The organism is Desulfovibrio sp. An276 (genome assembly GCF_002159665.1).
GTDB classification, from domain to species: Bacteria; Desulfobacterota; Desulfovibrionia; order Desulfovibrionales; family Desulfovibrionaceae; genus Desulfovibrio; species Desulfovibrio faecigallinarum.
In genome coordinates this window covers 98519-116195 of sequence record NZ_NFJC01000002.1, presented here as the reverse complement: position 1 = coordinate 116195, position 17677 = coordinate 98519, and the positions used below count along the sequence as shown (strand labels likewise).

Here is a 17677-nt window from a genome sequence, read left to right as displayed (position 1 = left end):
GTTCCCGAAAAAACGGCTTCACGTCAGAGGCATTCCTGACGGACAGAAAGTAGTCGCCAGCCGCAGGCCCTGTCAATGCCAGCAAAGTACCTGCCGAAGCAACCCCGAAGCGTACCCCTGCTTCTACGGCTTTTGCAATTGCCATGGGACAGGCAAACCGGGCACTTGTTATTGGAGCCTTTGTCCTCTATTCTGACACATATTTTCAGACCGTTGCGTCCCGCGTCCCTTGCGGGGAGCCTGGACGCAGTGAAGACACACAGGGAAAACACTAGCGGCTGGCAGGACATGTCGCAGCATATGGAGTTGGGGGGTATCATGGAGAACACATCCAAAGACAATGTCATTGTTTCCTGGGTGGGAGCAGAGGACGTACGAATTGCCCGCGCCTTTTGCGCAAGAAACGGCATTGACGGCACAAGGGAAGAGGACATCCGCTCCTGCACCGTGCTGGACGGGGAGGGCGCAAACGGCCCTGTGCGCACCCTGACAGACTGGCTTTCCGCAAGGCAGATCTATCTTCTTGCTGCAGCGGACACTGCCAGGGACGCGGGGCTTTTGCGCGCCTTTGTGGAACGCGGAACAAAGGCAGCCTGCACAGTGGTCGAGACAGGCGTCACGGATCCCTTCTCCCACGAAGAGGTGTGGCAAGCCACCGAGGCCTTCCTTGCCAGGAACTGGAGTGCCGATGAGGCCGCTTCCTTCAGCTTCCATCTCACGGCCGGGACACCTGCCATGCAGGCGGCCCTTTTCTACGCAAGCCAGGTCCGCTACGCCGGTGGTCACGCCTGGCGCACCGTAGACCCGGCCCATGCCGCTGCCGACGGCACACAGTGCCATGAGGTTCGCCTGCCCTTCAGGCTGCCCGCAGAGCTCTGGTCCGCTCCCCTGGACGTTTGCCTTGCCGACGCAGCGCTCTCCTCGGAAATCCTCAAGATCTACGCGCCCGTGCGCGCCATAAGCATCCTCGTCACGGGCGAGACAGGCGTTGGCAAATCCTTCTTTGCCAGGCAGATCCACGAGGCCTGTGCCGGGCACAGGAACAACTTTGCAGAGGTCCACTGTGCAACCCTTGCGGCAGGCCCGTTTGCGGACTTTGCTGCTGCCCTCTTTGGCAGACAGAGCGAGGAAGGCCCTTGCCCCGGAGCCTTCGAGAAGGCCCGCGGCGGCACCCTCTACCTGAACGGCGTTGAACATTTGCCCGCAGAGTGGCAGGCCGTTCTTGTGCGCACCCTGACAGAACGCGAGTACGAGGTCCCAGGCGGTGCAAAAAGGCGCGTGGACAATGTGCGCATTGTCGCCTCCACGGCAAGGGAGCTTGCCCTGGATGTGAGCGCTGGCCTTTTCAGGCAGGATCTTTTCACCCTCATTGCCATGTGCCCTGTGCGCCTGCTCTCCCTGCGCGACATCATTGCCTCCGACAGCGGGCGCTTTGCCGCCATCATCGAGGAGATTCTGGCCTCCCTTGGCCGCGAGGCCAATGAGCTTTCCCGCTCCTGGCAGCTCACTCGCGATGCCATGGACATGCTCAGGGCCTGCCCCTGGCCCGGCAATGTGCAGGAACTGCGTCAGGTTCTGCTGCTCTCCTGCGTGCGGGCTCTTGCAAGGCAAAGCGAGGTCATTACAGGGCAAGATATCGAGCGCCATCTCACCATGGTGCGCCCGCAGGCCCCTGCCGTTTGCACACCCGAACCGGCAGCTGCTCCAGCGACTCTTGTTGCCCCTGTGGCTCCCGCTCCCGTTGTCGAGGAAAACGCGCCCGCAGCCTTGGTCCAGAAGGTCGAGGAAGAGCCCGAAGCCCTGGTTCAGGCAGAGATTGCACAAGAGGCTGCGCAAGAATCCGTGCCCGAGGCTCCAGCACCTGTGGCTGTCTCTTCCGCAAGCGAAGAGGCGGACGATTTCCTGCCCTCAAATCTCGAACAGTGGCTGGCCGACAAGCGCATGGAATTTATCAACAAGGCCCTTGTCATGTGCGACGGTTCCAAGGCCAGGGCCGGCAAGCTTCTGGGCCTGACCTATCAGCAGATGCTCTATTTCGAAAAGCGCGCTGGCCAGCCTGTCACGGGCAGGAGGGGCAGACGCAGAAAGAACGCAGAAGAAATACCCGCAGAGGAGGTCGCAACCGGATTCGAAACAACATCTGCCATTGCCAAAGAGCCCTCCCAGCCCGAAGCTCCGGTAGATATGCTCGAAGAAGGCGCTGCCTCCCAGGACGTTCCCCAGGATGCACCCCAGGAAAGCACGCCTATAGTCGCAGAGCAGTCCCTTTTTGCCAGCGCAGTGCTTGACGCAGAATCCGTGAACGCGAAGGCTGAAGAGGAGGTGAAGGCTGAAACGGACGCGAACGCCCAGCCCGAGGGCGGAAACAGCTCAGAGCCCTCCATCGATGAGATAGCCAACCACATCGTGGCGCAGATGCTCAAATCCGACAACGGCAAGGACGAATAGCCCGTCTCCAACCCCTCAGTGAATACAAATCCCCCGCCCAATGGACGGGGGATTTCTTGTTACTGGCATGCCGAAATACGACATTGTGCCTCTGTGGCTCATGCCAAGGACAGGCTGAGGCCTTTTCCGGACAAGTGCCAGCTATTGTTTTCCCAATGAGGCAAGGGCCTTGCGGCTTTCCTGAAGCCACAGTCTGCACACCTCGCGGCCAGCCCTTGCCGCTCTCCCTCCCAGCCTTTGAGCGTCTTCGCGCAAGGCACAAGGGTCGATGCCAGCATAAGCCAGCTCGCAGCAGTGTCCCACAAGCCAGGACTCCATTTTGCTTGCATCCGCTTCCACGTGAAACTGCAGGGCGAGCTGCCCTTTAGCAAGGGAAAAGGCCTGGTTGGGCGTAATCTCGGACGAGGCAAGAAGAGTGGCGCCTTCGGGCAAATCAAAGGTGTCCCCGTGCCAGTGCAAGACTGGTGCCGATTCGAGGGGAGCAAGAAGGCCTCCCTTGTGGCACAGGCTCACTGTACCCCAGCCAATTTCCTTTTTGGGCCCCGGGTAGACCCGCGCGCCTCGGGCATGTGCCATGTACTGGGCACCAAGACAGATGCCGAGCAGGGGAAGGCCCGCCTCAAGGCGTTTTTTCACAAGGGCTGTTTCCTCCTGCACAAGGGGATAGCGATCCTCATCCCCCACGCCTATGGGACCGCCAAGGACAATGGCAAGATCCGCGCCAAGGAAGGTAGCCTCGTCGCGGGGACTTTCGCAGTCCCAATACTCGTAGGTGATGCCTTCCTCGCTAAAGACGTCGCAAAAGACGCCCAGATCCTCAAAGGCTACGTGGCGAATGACTATGCAGTGCATGGTGTGTGTACTCCCTGGGGGAATGGACAAAGATGGAAAAAAGATGGGATGGACAACCAGAAAAAGTCAGGGGCTCTCCGAGCCAAAGGCAAGGTAGCCCCCGACAGCAAGGATCACAACCCAGCCGCCATAGAAAAGGATTGTGTTGAGCAAGAGTCCCTCCTCAAGGCAGGCCGACTTTTCCAGGTGATGGTTGATGCAACGCCTTGTTCTTAGAGGACAATGGTGCCAAACGTGATCAACAGACCTCCAATAATGAAAGCCTTGCCCCATGCCTCAACGGTTCTGCCTTCGTGCTGCACGATTTCGAAACGGATTTGGGTACGTACCATTTTCAGCTCGTGGCTCACACTGTATACATCCACCCTACGCTTGAGTTCCTCACGCAAGGCCTCAATCTGCCTGTCCCTGCGGGCGAGTTCGGACTGAAATTCCTCCCTGATTTCTTGTCTGATCGCATCGAGTTCACAACTGTCCATGGTTTCCTCCGCGATATCCTCTTCTTGCGTGTTCCACAGACGCAACTCTGAGGAGAAGGCTACCGTTCGCAAACGGACTTCGAGTCTGCCGGCGCCTGTTCCCTCTCGCACGCAGTATATTCCCTGAGCGTCGAGCAAACCGTAATCCTGTAGGATGCGAACAGACTTTCCCTGCCTTCCTTCTGGCAGAGACGGTGCTGCACATCGTTGCGCCAGCGCTCCACTGCAGTCTTGTCTGTCCAGACGTTCATGGAAAGGATCTTGCCGTCCTCGGAAAGGCTTGCGAAGCTCTCTGCGCGGACAAAGCCCTCGTAGCCAGCAAGCAGGGGCTTGAGCATGGCAGCAAGGTCAGGTACTGCAGTAGGCTTCACCTCGAAAAGGACACAATGTTCCCCTGTCTATGCTCCAGAAAGCAGTCCCTGTCGTGGGAATCGATGATGCCCACGGACTGCAAATAGGCGTAGACAGTTACAGTGCCCACAAACTGCATGCCGCGAGCCTTCATGTCCCTTGCGACCTCGTCCGAGAGGGGAGAGCGGGTCTGCCCGGTCTCGTGGATCACGGCCCCCCTTGTGAAATGCCACAAATAGGCCGCAAAGCTGCCCCACTGCCCCCTGATGTCGCGAAACACCCTGGCGTTGTTCACGGCTGCCCGTATTTTGCGGCTGTTGCGGATGATGTCCCCGTTCTCCATGAGGGAGGCTATCTTTTCCTCTCCAAAGGCGCAGACAGCGTCCAAGTCGAAGCCGTCAAAGGCCTGTCTGAAGGCCTCTCTCTTGTTGAGGACGCATTCCCAGGAAAGGCCGGCCTGAAAGGTTTCCAGCACCAGCATCTCGAAGAGTATGGCATCGTCGTGCACAGGCTTGCCCCATTCCTCGTCGTGATAGCGAATGTAGGCCGGATTCTTGGGGTTTGCCCATTTGCAGCGCTTTCTTCCGTCAGGCCACTCCATGTTGCATTCTCCTACAGTGCCGTTCCCTTGCGTGGCACAAAAAACCTTGTTGTATCGCACCCTTCCAGGGTGAGCAGTTTGACTTTGAGCTCGATGCCGCCAGCGTAGCCTGTCAGGCTGCCGTTTGTTCCCACCACCCTGTGACAGGGGATGATGACGGACACAGGGTTGTGGCCCACAGCCCCACCCACAGCCTGGGCGGACATGCGGGGTATCCCTCTTTTTTGGGCTATTTCCCTGGCTATGGCCCCATAGGTCGTAGTCTGCCCATAGGGGATTTTCAGAAGCTCCGCCCAGACGGCCATCTGAAAGACAGTCCCTGTGAGGTGAAATGTGGGCAAAAAGTCCGGTTCCTGCCCCGCAAAGTAGGCGTCCAGCCATCGCCTTGCACAGGCTATGTGCTCTGTTTCCTTCTCTTGGCGCTCCATGTCCATTCCTGAGGCAAAGTATTTTTGCCCCTGGAACCACACGCCGCAAAGGCCCATGTCATCGCTGGCAAGATACATCTCTCCCAGAGGGGATTGGTAGACACCCGTATAGTGCATGGATTACGCCTCCCAGGGATTGCCCCAAATATTAGTTCTGCTTGATTGCCTTTGCGACATCCTCAAGAGATGTCGCCATACCTGCAACTACAATCAGCTTGGAGAGCCTGCTGTCGTCCTCCATTTTTTTTAGATTCGACTCTATATCCTGAGGAAGTTCACCAAATCTTGCCTGAAGAAGTTGAATAATACCCTGCTGTGTTTGGGCTCTAGCTTCTGTCTTGCCTTCAGTCAATCCATCTTCGTAGAGAAATGGGAACCATGATTTTAAGACTTCCATACGCTCTGCATCAAAATTTGAATTCATAACATACTCCTTAATATTGTATTTTGCTTGTGATGCGATTTCAGAATGTGCTTTCTCTGTATATGATATGAAATCATTCCAATCATCACCTATTTTTTCATTTTCCTTTTTACTCCATAATTTACTTGTACATATGATTAATACTTCTAAAATTTTATCTGCAGAATTTTTCTGTAAATGACATTTCAAAAGCATAATCATTGCATTTTCTACAGGTTTTCTTTTTAATTTTTTCCATGGTATATCATTGAGACTACAGAGAAATATTGGAAAGTTAGGGCTGATTTCTCTCAGTATAGAATCATTACAGAATAATTCTCTCAACAGCTTGCCATCCCATGCTTGTTTTCCATGATAGAAAACAACAGGGATAACGAAAGGAATTACTCCAGTTTTTTCAAATGTTTTGTTTTTTATTGTTCTATTCCAAAGACCAAGCATATAATTCAGCAACTGGATTGAAATTGTAGGCTCAGGCTGCGACTTATGCTCAAAAAGAACATACACAGACCCTGTTCGCCGCTTTTCGTTCTGCAGGTGAACACAAGATCGGCAATGTACTTTTCATATTCCCCGGTTATGAAGGTTTCCCCGGTTGGTTCGAGACTACTCAAATCCAGTCTCTTGCATACCCTGGCAGGCAGAGTTTGCTCCAGCAAATTGGCCATGTTCTGCGGGACGCCAAAATAGTTCTTGGCCATCCTGTCGTGAATATCCCTTGGGTGAGTTGTGGATGCCGCAGATGAGCTCATAGAAACCTCGTTTTCCTTTTCTCATGAAAAGTTACGCACTTTTCAAGGCTTTGTCCAACTGTGACGGAGTGGTCGACATTGGTTGTGCCTGTACAATCCAGCAGAATCGCTGCGCCTTGTGGCACCAGTCAGAACTTTTTGCAGGGACTCATGAGCCCCTGACAGGTTCATATTGCATGCTTTTGCCTGTCCTCGCAAGCAAAATTGTGCGCTTTCGACAACCCTGTTTTTCTGCATGGAAAACAAGGGGATATGAAAAAAGGATGCGCCCGCGCTTTTCGGCAACGGACACATCCTTCAAAAAGTGTCTGGGCTTTACGCCCTTGTCTCAGTCAGGCCAATGGTTACTTGGCCGCCACCTTTTCCTGATCCTTCCACACCTGTTCCGCAGGAGGCAACACAGGGAGGAGCTTCAGCCAGGGGTTGGTCTGCAGGTGAGCAGGATCCTGCTGCAGCTTTCTGCTGTGTTCCAGGATGGGCGGAACGATTGTCTTGATGTCGCCGGCCAGGGCAGGGCTGATGGCGTAGTTGGTGGCCTGTTCGGCCAGGGCCACAGCCTGCATGCTGAATTCGGCAGAGGACATCAGGGTGTCCAGGGTCTTGGTGGGGTTGTGGAAGCCAACGCTGTTTTCCGCGGACACGTAGTCCCAGAAGATCTGGCCCTTGCGCACCAGATCGCGAGCCTGTTCCATGAGCTCTGCATGCTTGGCGTTGAGGGCTGTGGGGTTGTTGGCAATATATTCGTTGGCAAGACGCACTGCCTCGTGGGCGCGCACGGAAGCTTCCTGAGCCTTCAGAAGCTGGGCAAAGCTTCTCTTCTGGATGTAGAGTACGCGTTCACGCAGGAAATCTGCGGTCTTGTCTGCATGACACTGACGGCAGGCGCGCAGTTCGGGATCCTTCAGAGGAGAGGTCATCCAGTGGCTGGACACCTTCTTGCCGTCCACGCGCTGGTAGGGCATATGGCAGTCCGCGCAGGAGACACCGGCAGCGCCATGGGGGCCGTCGACAAAGGTCTCGTACTCGGGATGCTGCATCTTGATCATCTTGATGCCGGAAGCGGCATGGATCCAGTCATAGAAGGGGGTTTCCTTGCCATTGGCATCCTTTGCGCCATGCCCCTTGTAGTACTGGTAGATTTCTTCAGGACCAAAGCCGTTGTCCCAGGGGAAAACGGGCCTTGCGGCAGGGCCATTGTCCTTGTGGGTGAAGTAGTATTCCACGTGGCACTGGGCACAGACCAGGGTACGCTTCTCGTTCCTTGTGAGCTTGTCCCAGTCCTTGCCGGAGCGCTTCAGCCAATCCTTCAGGGGCTCGGAGTAGGGGCGCAGTTCCATGGTCTTGGGATCATGGCAGTTTGCGCAACCGATGGTCTCGTCCTTCTCGTCGATGGCTTCCCTGGTGCGGAAGATGTTGACGTCCTTGGACCAGAACTTGTCGCCGTATTCGGCAACCCAGTTCATCATCTTCGGAGTCTTGCAGTTCCAGCAGGTGGCGGGCAGGCCGCCCTTTTCGGCGTAGCGGTTGATACGGTCGATTTCAAGGAAGTCCTTGATGGCGTAGGTGTGCCCGCGAGCCTCGTTGTACTCGTACATGAAGGGGTAGCCGAGCCACAGATTCTTCAGATAGGGCTGTGCGTGTTTCCAGCCCTTGGGCAGGGGATTCACGTCGTCGTTCTTGCGGAAGTTGACGGAGCCCTTGTATTCGGTCATCACCTGGCTCTCGTTGTTCTTCATGTACGAGGCGTACTGCAGCGGAAAGTCTTTCTGGAAATCCGAAATTCTGGTGGAATCCTGCTTGATGGACGTGTTATAGGTAGGGGCCTTCAGGTCCGTGCTCACATCGTTGCAACCACCGGCGAGGACCAGACTGAGTCCGAGACCCAGCAACACGGTCCCTCTACAAATCTTGCTAGTCATAGGCTACCGTCCTTGTGCTGATTGGCTTGTGTCTCATATGGGCCACGTTGCGGTGGCAGTCGACACAGTAGGGCTTCACGTTCATGCTGGCCACGTTGACATTCGTCTGGGAATGGCAGGCAATGCAGTTGGCATTGACAACTTCCCTGGTCACGCTGTTGGGACCAAGGGGAAGGTCGGCACCCTGCACATTGTAGACAAAGTCGCGTACCGCTTCCTTGGCCTTGAAGGGGAGCTTGGCAAGCAGATTGTGCGGTGCATGGCAATCGTTGCAGGAAAGATCCGCATGCGTGGACATCTTGTGCGTCACCCCGGCCTCGGTCATGAGGTGACATGTGGTACAAAACGGACGTGAATCGCTGACAGTCATCGCATAGGCCGCGATACCAAGCAGCACGACACCTCCGATCAAACCACACAGGAAGATTTTGATAATGGGGCTACTGCGTGGCTTATCCATTCATTTCCCTCCCTGGTCCTGCTTTCCTCCCAAGTTGGACAGGACCGGATACAAGTTGGATATGGTGCCCAGTCTAGCTAATTCTTTTTTTCACGTACCAAACAAATTTTCGTTCTGCATGTTGTTTTTGACACAGATTTTGACTTTTTTTGTGTGAAATTTTGGTAACGCCATATCCCCTCAAAAGGGCTCTGCAAGGTCCCTTGCGAAAACTACCCGAAACCAAGAGCCCTGTATCCCCCATATTTGCCAGTCTTGCGACAAATGGCACACCTTTTGTGCAAAATTCGGGAGCAGGGGCTGCATTCCTCCCCCATACACACACATTGGCTGTTGCCCGATTTGGGGTACGATCATATATATACATCTTGGGGCCAGGAGTCGGTCTCCCCAGGGGCGCAAAAAAAAGGGGCAAATGGCCTGAACCACCTGTCCCCATATCCTGCAGGATCCCGCGGATCCCTGCGTCAGGTATTTGTATCTATCCCTTGGTGTTGAGCCAGCGCGCCCACACGACACCCTCGGCAATGAGTTCGTCCTGGGTCAGCTCCTTCGCGTTGTAGAGGATGAGTGCCGAGCCCGTCTCGGTGTTCACCTCCACGGACTGTATGCCGCGCATGCCCTCAAGGCGCATCCTGGCCTCGGAAGCGACAGCGGGCTTTCTTAAGGCAGGGTGGCGCACACGCACGCGACCAGGGATAAAGCTGCGCACATAGCGCGCAAAGGAGAGCATCTCCATTTTTGAGACCTTTTCCGCCATGCCTTCCTCCTATTGGGCAGAACGAGCCTCAATGGCTTGAGGCAGTGCAAGGTCCTCGTCCTGCAGGTTGCGGCGCATGGCCCGCACGCTCAAAATCACTGTCGTCATGTTGTGCAAAAAGGCTGAGAGTGCGGGTGTCAGGATCATGAAGATACCGCCTGCAAGGAAGAGAGAGTTGCAGAGCATGGTGTAGAAATAGTTGGAATTGATGCGCTGCATGGCGCGGCGGCCAAGGCGCTTTGCCGTGATGAGGCCGGTCAGGGACGTCTCCGTCAAAAGCACGTTGGCAACACCCTGGGCCAGCTCCGTGCCGTCCGTCATGGCGACACCCACGGTTGCTGCGGAAAGGGCAGGGGCATCGTTTATGCCGTCGCCCACCATGAGCACGTGCCGTCCCTCGCGCACGAGTTCCGCGACCACGTCCGACTTGTCCGTAGGCAGGACCTGGGCCCTGTACTCGCCAATGCCAAGTCTTCCCGCTATGGCGCTGGCTGTCCTTTCGTCGTCGCCGGTGATCATGAGGATGCGGTCAACACCCTCCTCGCGCAGGGCACGGATGACTGCAGCTGCCTCGGGACGCGGCGGATCCTCTATGGCCACAAGGCCTGCGATCCTTCCGCCCTCCGCAAGGTAGAGCAGGGATCTGCCCATGGCGGCCTGCTCCTCGATGTCCTTCTTCAGGGGGCCAAGGTCTATGCCCTCGTCGTATTCCACATAGTGGCGGCTGCCCACAACCACGTTCATGCCGTTCAGCTGTGAGCACACGCCGTGGGCCACGATGTACTGCACCTTGTCGTGCTCTTCGGGATGACGCAGGTTGCGCTCCTCAGCTGCGCGGACAACAGCTCGTGCCACTGGATGAGGGAAGTGCTCCTCAAGACAGGCCATGTCCCGCAGGACGCTCTCCTGGTCGAAGCCAGGTGCCGGGATGACTTCCGCAACCCTGGGGGTGGCATTGGTCAGGGTTCCGGTCTTGTCGAAGACCACTGTGTCCACGTCGCGCAAAGCTTCGAGGTAGCGGCCGCCCTTGATGACGACCCTGTTCAGAACGCCCTCGCGCATGGCGGCAAGCACAGTGAGCGGGGTGGTGAGCTTCAGGGCGCAGGAATAGTCCACAAGAAGGACAGAGGAGGCCCTGATGGGATCCCTTGTGAGGAGATAGACCAGGGCAGCAAGCCCGAAGGTAAAGGGTACAGCCATGTCGGCCATGCGCTCGAAGCGGCCCTGTATGCCTGCTTTCAGGCTTTCGCTGTCCTCGATGAATTTTACGATCTGCTTGAGGCGCGTCTGATCGCCGACCTTGCTCACGCGCACGCAGATGGTGCCCTCTTCCATGACAGTGCCGGCAAAGACACTGTGGCCCTTCACGCGCACGACACCAATGGGCTCGCCTGTCATGGCTGCCTGGTTGACAACGCCCTCGCCGTCCACAACCACGCCGTCCACGGGAATGGCGTTTCCGGCCGTGAGGACAACCACGTCCCCGGCAACAAGGTCCTTCATGGCAACCTGACGCTCTGTGCCGTCCTCGTCACGGACCCAAACCCATTCTGCGCCAATCTCGAGGCTCTCGCTCAAAGAGGCCAGGGACTTTTGCCTTGTCCACTCTTCAAGCTCGTCGCCAATGCCGAGGAGCAGGGTGAGGGTTCTGGCTGTCTGAAAGTCGCGGCGCAGGAGGCACACGGCAATGGCGGCAGCGTCCAGGACGCTCACGTTGAGGTGGCCTATGACCAGCTCCTTCAGACCCTTGAGAAGATAGGGGATGGCATGCCCTATGGCAGACGGAATGCTGAACCACCAAGGCATGAAGGGTCGAAGGACGTAGTGCCGCACGATTTCCAGCACGGCTGCCAGAGGTCCCTCGACCCTGGGAACAGGGAGATCTTCTGCTCTGAACTGGGGATCCTTTCTCGCTTCCACTATCTCGTCGCCGGCTATGGCTATGATCTTCAGAGCCTCAAGCCTTGAGGAAAGGTCGACGTAGAAAAAGAGGACGCTGCCTATGGCCGGATTGACGGTCACGCCAACAATGCCTTCCAGGTCGGCCAGGTTGTCGGCAAGTCTGGTTGCCTCATCCATGGTGAGACGCATGTTGCAGCGGCAACGCATTCTGCCCTGGCAGCTCACTACGCCGTCCGAGAAAAAGCCCTGCAGTTCGTGGACGATGACAAAACTCATTCGTTCTCCCTGTTAGATACGCATGCGATTAGGATACGCTTACGACTAGGCGTCCTGTTCCTTGCGCTGGGCCTGGCTGGCCCTGGCTTCGGCCATAAGGTCCTGGGCGTCTTCCTTTACCTTCTCGACAGCGCCGGCGATGGCGTCCTTGACGTCCATGCCGCGGCTGATGATGCCGGCTGCCACGGGCTTCAGGCCAGTTGCGCCACGCTGAAGCACCATGGCACCGAGAACGCCGGCTGCGACACCGCCGGCAAAGATAAGAGCATACTTGAGTCCGGTATTCATGTATTTACCCTCCAAAACAAAATCAAAGCCGTCCCAATCCCTGCCACATGCCAGTCAAACTGCCATGAGCATGAACAGTTTGCCTGTATTAGCGAGTAACAGTGATATAGTCGGCTTCCTTGTTGCGCAAGGTAACAGTAACTCCGGAAAGGCGCAAGGCCACCGGGTCCTGCAGGGGTGCACGACCCACCACGGAGATCTCGGTGCCGGGAATGAGGCCCATGTCACGAATTCTTCGACCCAACTCACCGGAAACACTGATATTTGAAATGACACCCTTCTCGCCAATGTTCATCTGCCTGAGGCTGATTTCCTGAGACATTTTAACACTCCTGAATTGTTGTAAATTGGTATTGTTTTTACCCAAATTCCGTCCCTGTCCTGCGGTGGCCGGAAAAAATTTTCCGGGAAATGGTCGCCATGCCCATGAACAGAGAAGAAAAATGTATCAGATATTTTTTCGTTTTCGTTTTGCCATGAAATTTGGCAAATTGAATTTCATTGTTCCTGTTTGCAAAAAACTACAAGAATTGGTAGTCTGTATTTTGATAAAAGAACAGTGGCAATACAGTCCATTTTTTAATTCTTGCAATCGGCTCCTGCAAGGCAAATCCAAGGATTTTGAAACAGGGTTTCAAGTCTTGTTCACCACTCAACCTCGGCTCCCGCTCTCATACGCGGGGCAGTTCCCGGACACTCCGGACAAGGGAGAAAACCATGACGAAAAACACAGCGGCCACCCTTGTGGTCAGAAAGCCCATGCGCACTGAAAACGCCCTCATGCTTGGCCTTTTCGGGCTCACCCTCATAGCGGGCTTTGCTTCCTCGAAGAGCCTGCACATCGCGGCAGGTCTTGCGCTCACGGGCGCTGTTGGCTGGCACGTGTACAAGCGCCGCAAGGCCCTCTAGGAAAAATTCCCAACGCAGGGCAGGGCTTTTGCCCTTGCCCTGTCTCACTTGTCGTTGCAGTGACACACGGGCTTGCCGGTTGCCTTGCAGCCGCAGGAAGACCCCGAGCCGCAGCAGTCGCACGACTTGCTTTTGAACTTCTTGCGGAAATTGCGAACAAGAAAGACCAGAGCCAGAAGGATGATGATGCCGACTATGATGTCCTGTGACATGATGCGTACCTCGAAGGTGTCCTTGGCGGGGATGGAGTGACCCCAAACCCTGCAGCCCCTGTCTATAGAGGAAATGAAATTCGTTGTCAAAGTCTTTTAGTATGAAAAATCCCGAAATCCTTGCGATCCAAGCGCGAAGAATCTCTGAAAGTGGCTCTGGGAAGGCAAATAGGGTGAGTTCACAAAAATCTGGCAGGGATTTTTTCCCTGCCTCTGACATACACAAAGGGGGCCACGATCCAGGACTGTGGATCGTGGCCCCCATGTTTTTTCGCGCTTGCGTAATGCCTGCTACTGACGGACAAAGCGCAGCTTTCTGCCGTGGACAAGATAGTAGAGCACGAACGCTGCGAGTGTCGTTGCGGAAAGGGCCATATACATGCCCCGAAGCCAAAGGCAGACACAAGGTGTCCGAAAAGCCAGGGGCCTGCGCCAACGCCGAGATCCAGGAGAATGAAGTAGGTGGTTGTTGCTTGTGCAAAGCGCGATCGTGTCACCATGGCAAGTGATACTGCCTGGCCCACGGACTGGAAGTTGCCAAAGCCAAGCCCAAGGAACAGCCCCGAAAGAAGCAGCACCGCTCCGCTGTGCGCCTGGGCAAGAAGAAAGAGTGCCACGGCATCAGGCAGAAGATGGGCACAGGGAGCACATTCTCGCCACATCTGTCGAAGATGCGGCCCGCGAGAGGTCTGCTTGCGATGTGGCTATGCCATAGGCCAGAAAATAGAGGCTGGCAGGGCCTGACAGATCCCTTTCTGCAGCCCAGAAGGGAGACGAGGTTGCCGCTCACAAAACGTCCGACAAGACAGCCCATGATCATAACGCCCACCGCAAGGCCTGTAACACTCAAGCTTGTGTGCCAGGTTTCCCGCACGTAGGCTGCAGTCACCACAAAGACAAGGTAGCAGCTTGTCATGACAAGCAGGTTGGCCAGGGTGATGACCCAGAATTCGCGCGAGCCTGAGGCCCTGATGGCGCTTGCAAGGGGCATTTTGGGGCCCTGTTCCTCATTTCTCGCAAGATATCTTCTCGGCATGTTTTCCTCCTTGCCCTGCAGGCCATACAGCCAGACGAAGCCGGTCTGCAGGAAACAGAAACAAGATAGTGCCTTGCTTTTCGGTATCCATGCCCATTGCGGCCGTTTTCTTGCCTGTTTTCTTCATCCAAAAAAGCAAAAACCGCCGATGGGCATTTCGGCGGTTTCGATGGGTTAGGAGGGTTTTGGAAGCTGTTTGGAGAGAGTATGGTTGATGGCTTGGTTGAGGCTTGTCTGGCTGTATATGAAAACGCCTTGCGGCTTTTGTCGTATTTGGTGGTGTCCTTCGTGCCCCCTTGGTCGGGGCGGGGAAGGAGATTTCCCCGCCCAAACTTTTCTCCTCAGATATGGGAGCTTCTGAGGGGCTACTCACACACGCAAACAAATAAGCAAGAGCCGTGCCATTTTCAGTGTTTTCAAAGTAACATATTGATTTTACAGATTTTTACTTCGGCTTTCCCCGAAAGCCCACTTTTCACACCTGCGCCTGACCGTCCCTGGTGTCAAAAAAATAGGCATGCATCATGGTCCAGGGGCGCATCTGAAAATTTTTTTGACACCCACATATCTTGCCCAAATTGTGGCAAAAAGCGTGTCTTTTTTGAGGCTCATGTTCCAACTCCCCTCCATTGCCCGGGATTTCTTGTCCCGATCCTGCACAAAATGCTTTTTTTGGCCCAGGCTTCCCGGCCGCTGCCGGCCAGTTTCATTCCTGTGACGGTTGACAGGGAAAAAAGTTGTGTCACTTTGTGTACTGCCATTGCGAGCGCCCGCCAGAAAAGGGCCTGCCGTTCGCGACCTTGCCTCATGCACCCTCAATCCTTTGTCCTTTTGCCATGCGCTATCTTGACGTCACAGCTCCAGGGATTCTCCTTGAGAAGGCTCTTGCCCTGCAGGACCTGGTCCACCGCTCCATGCCGGACCAGTCCCTGTTCTGGCCGGACACCCTGGATTTCTTTGCAGACACCCTTGCCAAGGGCGGAACGCTCGTCCTTGCGGTCGGCGACCAGATCGACACCTTGTCTGCAAGGGTCGATGCGGAATATGTGACCCTGGAGTCCGGGGAAGGAGAGCCAGCCCCTGTTGCCGGCTACTTTCTTCTGCGCTTTCCAGGCGCACAGGATGCGGACAACCTTGGCCTTGACGCAAACCTTGCGAGAGGGGATCTCTCCCTTGTTGCGCATCTCGAAAGCGTTGCCGTGCACCCCGCGTTTCGGGGCAGGGGGCTTGCCCGTATCATGGCAAAGCGCCTTGTCGAGAAGGCAAGGGCTGCAGACAAGAAACATCTTTTTGCCACTGTAGCCCCAGACAACACGGCAAGTCTCGCCATGCTTGCAAGTCTTGGGCTAACGGTATACCACACAAGACCCAAGTACGCAGGTCTTGTGCGACACATCATGTACACAACTCTCTAACCCACCTTGCTCAAGGGCCGCTTCCTTCAAGCAAGGCCGCTTTTGGCAAGACTTCTTGCCACAACCCCTGTCTATCCCAAGGAAATTCTCAATGCCCTGCTTTTCCATTGCCAAGGTTCTCGCTGCCACACCGGCCAGAGTGAACGTGTCTCCGCTTGCCAAAAAGCTTTCCTACTATGCCTCGGACAGACCCTTCGCCTTCCACCAGAGTCTTCCCGGCTATGCAGCAACACCCCTTGTTTCCTTAAAGGATCTGGCGAGCCAGGACGGCCTCGGCGGTATCTTTGTCAAGGACGAGTCCAAGCGCTTTGGCCTCAACGCCTTCAAATGCCTCGGCTCCTCCTTTGCCGTGGCTGCCTACATTGCAAGGCTCGTCGGCCTTGAATCCCTCCTCGGCACTGCCCACGGTCTGGACTTTTCCACGCTCATCCGCTTTGCCGACAAGAAGGTCCTTGGCGAACTCACCTTCATGACCGCAACCGACGGCAACCACGGCAGGGGCCTTGCCTGGGCCGCCCGCATGCTGGGCCACAAGGCCGTGGTCATTGTGCCCAAGGGCACTGTGCAGGCCCGCATCGACAACATCCGCAAGGAAGGCGCAGAGGTCCTGGTCACGGATCTCTCCTACGACGAGTGCGTACAGCTTGCAGCCGACAGGGCCACCAGGGAAAACTGCGTCCTTGTGCAGGACACAAGCTTCGAGGGCTACGAGGAAATCCCCCTGCGCATCATGCAGGGCTATACGACCATCGTGCACGAGCTTGTTTCCCAGGCGGACGCAAGCTTCGAGCCCACCCACGTTTTCCTGCAGGCAGGCGTGGGCAGCTTTGCCGCTGCCATTGCCGCAAGCCTCCTTTCCCTGTGGCCCCGCATCACCATTGTCATTGTGGAGCCAGCCAGCGCGGACTGCCTCTACCGCACTGCGCGCGAGGGCAAGACCACGCTGCAGAAGGTGGACACGCCCATGACCAGCATGATGGCAGGCTTGTGCTGCGGCACGCCCTCCACCCAGGCCTGGGATATCCTGCGGCGCTGCGCATCCTTCTATCTCACCTGCGAGGACGATGCCTACGCCTGCGGCATGCGTGTCTACGCCCATCCCGTGGGCAATGACACTGCCATCGAGTCCGGCGAGTCCGGGGCAGTCACCCTGGGTGTTCTGCACGGCCTCATGCAGGACGACGACAAGGTGGAACTGCGCAAGGTTCTTGGCCTTGGCCCCCGCTCCCAGGTGCTCCTCGTCAACACCGAGGGCGCTACGGATCCCGAGAACTACCGCAAGGTTCTCTCCATGGAGCAATAGCCCTTGTGCGCCAAAGAAAGGGCGCGCGACAGGAAAAAATACGGCGAAGGGGCAAATAATGCTGGACAAAACCAATCCGGTATGACATTGCATCCCCTTCCGATACACATATCCTCTTTCGTCGAGGTCTGGTCTTTTGTAGCAGACGGGGGTCTAGCCTCGGATCCTCCCTGCGGCAATGCTTTCCCGTCCAGGCCTCGCGAAAGAGGATTTTTTGTCCCCTGCCTCAGCCTAGCGAGCAAGTGGGCAGGGGGGGCTTAAGTCTGTGTCGGAGCCAGCCCCCGATGCTGCTCGTGATGTCATGGTCTGCCCTTCAGAACAACAAAAAGGCCCTCCGAAGAGAGCCTGTGAATTGTAGTTTCGTCCCGGTCAGAAGCCAAGCCAGTCAAAGCCCTTGGCCATGACACCAACAAGGCCGATGAATACTGTACCAATGATACCGCCCACCCAGAGGATGAGGCGTGTTTCCCTGGACTTGGTTTCGCCGCGAAGCTTTTCGATTTCTCCACAAACCTTTTCGACCTCTCCACGAACCTTTCCGACCTCAAGGCGCACGTCAGCAACATCGCTCTTGGTAGCGAGCTTGCTTCGTTCGGAGTCGTCCGGCTTGTCCCTGGTGTTTAGTTTGGCTTGAACGCCTTCTACGATTTCGGCCTTCAGCTTTTGGAGTTCAGCGTTGTTGACCTCATTTTGCTCCCGGGCAAGCCTGGGAAGCCTTCAGCCTGCTCCTGGGTGAAGCCCAGCTTAGTCAGCTTCTTGCTGTAGGCAAGCGTATCAAAAGTGATTGAGGTCATGAGCTTATCCTCCTTGCAAAAAAGTATATTCACAGTTTGCAAAATGGTCGATCCATTTTACTGCGTTC

19 protein-coding genes and 1 pseudogene are annotated in these 17677 nt (G+C 56.0%); 4 read left to right on the top strand and 16 right to left on the bottom strand.

The features are described 5' to 3' along the window. Nucleotides 1-318: 318 nt before the first annotated feature. Complete coding sequence (locus B5F76_RS02535) at nt 319-2448, top strand: sigma 54-interacting transcriptional regulator (RefSeq protein WP_162608641.1); 2130 nt, start codon at nt 319-321, stop codon at nt 2446-2448. A 141-nt stretch (nt 2449-2589) separates the two neighbouring features. On the opposite strand, the gene B5F76_RS02530 is transcribed toward B5F76_RS02535, so the two are convergent. The 12 genes and pseudogenes from B5F76_RS02530 to B5F76_RS02470 all read right to left on the bottom strand — a co-directional run bounded on the left by B5F76_RS02530 (nt 2590) and on the right by B5F76_RS02470 (nt 12262). Next, nucleotides 2590-3300 carry a glutamine amidotransferase gene (locus B5F76_RS02530; protein WP_087350574.1) on the bottom strand — a complete coding sequence of 237 codons (711 nt, stop codon included), beginning with the start codon at nt 3298-3300 and terminating at the stop codon, nt 2590-2592. 212 nt (nt 3301-3512) lie between these two features. After that, nucleotides 3513-3779, bottom strand: coding sequence for a hypothetical protein (locus tag B5F76_RS02525; RefSeq protein WP_087350571.1), 267 nt, complete (start codon nt 3777-3779; stop codon nt 3513-3515). A gap of 59 nt (nt 3780-3838) precedes the next feature. Further along, nucleotides 3839-4150, bottom strand: coding sequence for an antibiotic biosynthesis monooxygenase family protein (locus B5F76_RS02520; protein WP_239406929.1), 312 nt, complete (start codon nt 4148-4150; stop codon nt 3839-3841). After that, on the bottom strand, nt 4147-4731 hold the full coding sequence (locus tag B5F76_RS02515; protein WP_087350568.1) for a DNA-3-methyladenine glycosylase I: 585 nt from the start codon (nt 4729-4731) through the stop codon (nt 4147-4149). Before B5F76_RS02515 ends, B5F76_RS02520 begins: the two co-directional genes overlap by 4 nt. Nucleotides 4732-4742: 11 nt before the next feature. Next, a complete protein-coding gene (locus tag B5F76_RS02510; protein ID WP_087350565.1) occupies nt 4743-5276 on the bottom strand; it encodes a methylated-DNA--[protein]-cysteine S-methyltransferase in 534 nt (177 codons plus the stop codon). A gap of 31 nt (nt 5277-5307) precedes the next feature. Further along, a pseudogene (locus tag B5F76_RS02505) lies at nt 5308-6251 on the bottom strand (Rpn family recombination-promoting nuclease/putative transposase). A 428-nt stretch (nt 6252-6679) separates the two neighbouring features. Beyond that, entirely contained in the window at nt 6680-8254 is a 1575-nt protein-coding gene (locus B5F76_RS02495; protein WP_087350556.1) for an ammonia-forming cytochrome c nitrite reductase subunit c552, read from the bottom strand. Continuing rightward, the gene (locus B5F76_RS02490) at nt 8247-8714 is read right to left on the bottom strand and encodes a cytochrome c3 family protein (protein WP_087350553.1); all 468 of its coding nucleotides are present in this window, start codon (nt 8712-8714) and stop codon (nt 8247-8249) included. Before B5F76_RS02490 ends, B5F76_RS02495 begins: the two co-directional genes overlap by 8 nt. A gap of 481 nt (nt 8715-9195) precedes the next feature. Beyond that, nucleotides 9196-9474: an HMA2 domain-containing protein gene (locus B5F76_RS02485; protein ID WP_239406928.1), complete on the bottom strand. Its 279-nt coding sequence runs from the start codon at nt 9472-9474 to the stop codon at nt 9196-9198. Between the two features lie 9 nt (nt 9475-9483). After that, on the bottom strand, nt 9484-11652 hold the full coding sequence (locus tag B5F76_RS02480; RefSeq protein WP_087350549.1) for a heavy metal translocating P-type ATPase: 2169 nt from the start codon (nt 11650-11652) through the stop codon (nt 9484-9486). Nucleotides 11653-11697: 45 nt separating this feature from the next. Further along, nucleotides 11698-11940: a DUF6110 family protein gene (locus B5F76_RS02475; RefSeq protein WP_087350546.1), complete on the bottom strand. Its 243-nt coding sequence runs from the start codon at nt 11938-11940 to the stop codon at nt 11698-11700. A gap of 88 nt (nt 11941-12028) precedes the next feature. Next, nucleotides 12029-12262: a FeoA family protein gene (locus B5F76_RS02470; protein WP_087350543.1), complete on the bottom strand. Its 234-nt coding sequence runs from the start codon at nt 12260-12262 to the stop codon at nt 12029-12031. A gap of 395 nt (nt 12263-12657) precedes the next feature. Here B5F76_RS02470 and B5F76_RS02465 point away from each other — a divergent pair, with 395 nt between their 5' ends. After that, a complete protein-coding gene (locus B5F76_RS02465; RefSeq protein WP_087350540.1) occupies nt 12658-12849 on the top strand; it encodes a hypothetical protein in 192 nt (63 codons plus the stop codon). Nucleotides 12850-12893: 44 nt separating this feature from the next. Here the strand turns inward: B5F76_RS02465 and B5F76_RS02460 are convergent, their stop codons facing one another. Both B5F76_RS02460 and B5F76_RS02455 read right to left on the bottom strand, forming a co-directional pair. Next, nucleotides 12894-13151, bottom strand: a complete 258-nt coding sequence (locus B5F76_RS02460) for a FeoB-associated Cys-rich membrane protein (protein ID WP_087350536.1) — start codon at nt 13149-13151, stop codon at nt 12894-12896. 403 nt (nt 13152-13554) lie between these two features. Continuing rightward, on the bottom strand, nt 13555-14097 hold the full coding sequence (locus B5F76_RS02455) for a hypothetical protein (protein ID WP_087350533.1): 543 nt from the start codon (nt 14095-14097) through the stop codon (nt 13555-13557). Nucleotides 14098-14933: 836 nt separating this feature from the next. On the opposite strand from B5F76_RS02455, the gene B5F76_RS02450 reads away from it, so the two are divergent. Together B5F76_RS02450 and B5F76_RS02445 are read left to right on the top strand one after the other, a co-directional pair. Then, on the top strand, nt 14934-15512 hold the full coding sequence (locus B5F76_RS02450; RefSeq protein ID WP_144268367.1) for a GNAT family N-acetyltransferase: 579 nt from the start codon (nt 14934-14936) through the stop codon (nt 15510-15512). A 91-nt stretch (nt 15513-15603) separates the two neighbouring features. After that, nucleotides 15604-16815: a diaminopropionate ammonia-lyase gene (locus B5F76_RS02445; protein ID WP_087350527.1), complete on the top strand. Its 1212-nt coding sequence runs from the start codon at nt 15604-15606 to the stop codon at nt 16813-16815. A 369-nt stretch (nt 16816-17184) separates the two neighbouring features. Here the strand turns inward: B5F76_RS02445 and B5F76_RS02440 are convergent, their stop codons facing one another. Then, complete coding sequence (locus B5F76_RS02440) at nt 17185-17370, bottom strand: hypothetical protein (protein ID WP_087350524.1); 186 nt, start codon at nt 17368-17370, stop codon at nt 17185-17187. A 101-nt stretch (nt 17371-17471) separates the two neighbouring features. Then, nucleotides 17472-17609 (bottom strand): hypothetical protein, encoded by a 138-nt coding sequence (locus B5F76_RS14740; RefSeq protein ID WP_162608638.1) that lies wholly within the window; start codon nt 17607-17609, stop codon nt 17472-17474. Between the last annotated feature and the right edge of the window lie 68 nt (nt 17610-17677).

Bases quoted from the DNA above. Each gene is read 5' to 3' on its own strand.
- B5F76_RS02525 (WP_087350571.1), bottom strand. From the start codon at position 3,779: ATGGACAGTTGTGAACTCGATGCGATCAGACAAGAAATCAGGGAGGAA.
- B5F76_RS02445 (WP_087350527.1), top strand. From the start codon at position 15,604: ATGCCCTGCTTTTCCATTGCCAAGGTTCTCGCTGCCACACCGGCCAGA.
- B5F76_RS02465 (WP_087350540.1), top strand. From the start codon at position 12,658: ATGACGAAAAACACAGCGGCCACCCTTGTGGTCAGAAAGCCCATGCGC.
- B5F76_RS02455 (WP_087350533.1), bottom strand. From the start codon at position 14,097: ATGCCGAGAAGATATCTTGCGAGAAATGAGGAACAGGGCCCCAAAATG.
- B5F76_RS02510 (WP_087350565.1), bottom strand. From the start codon at position 5,276: ATGCACTATACGGGTGTCTACCAATCCCCTCTGGGAGAGATGTATCTT.
- B5F76_RS02475 (WP_087350546.1), bottom strand. From the start codon at position 11,940: ATGAATACCGGACTCAAGTATGCTCTTATCTTTGCCGGCGGTGTCGCA.
- B5F76_RS02535 (WP_162608641.1), top strand. From the start codon at position 319: ATGGAGAACACATCCAAAGACAATGTCATTGTTTCCTGGGTGGGAGCA.
- B5F76_RS02530 (WP_087350574.1), bottom strand. From the start codon at position 3,300: ATGCACTGCATAGTCATTCGCCACGTAGCCTTTGAGGATCTGGGCGTC.
- B5F76_RS14740 (WP_162608638.1), bottom strand. From the start codon at position 17,609: ATGACCTCAATCACTTTTGATACGCTTGCCTACAGCAAGAAGCTGACT.
- B5F76_RS02485 (WP_239406928.1), bottom strand. From the start codon at position 9,474: ATGGCGGAAAAGGTCTCAAAAATGGAGATGCTCTCCTTTGCGCGCTAT.
- B5F76_RS02450 (WP_144268367.1), top strand. From the start codon at position 14,934: ATGCGCTATCTTGACGTCACAGCTCCAGGGATTCTCCTTGAGAAGGCT.
- B5F76_RS02515 (WP_087350568.1), bottom strand. From the start codon at position 4,731: ATGGAGTGGCCTGACGGAAGAAAGCGCTGCAAATGGGCAAACCCCAAG.
- B5F76_RS02490 (WP_087350553.1), bottom strand. From the start codon at position 8,714: ATGGATAAGCCACGCAGTAGCCCCATTATCAAAATCTTCCTGTGTGGT.
- B5F76_RS02480 (WP_087350549.1), bottom strand. From the start codon at position 11,652: ATGAGTTTTGTCATCGTCCACGAACTGCAGGGCTTTTTCTCGGACGGC.
- B5F76_RS02470 (WP_087350543.1), bottom strand. From the start codon at position 12,262: ATGTCTCAGGAAATCAGCCTCAGGCAGATGAACATTGGCGAGAAGGGT.
- B5F76_RS02495 (WP_087350556.1), bottom strand. From the start codon at position 8,254: ATGACTAGCAAGATTTGTAGAGGGACCGTGTTGCTGGGTCTCGGACTC.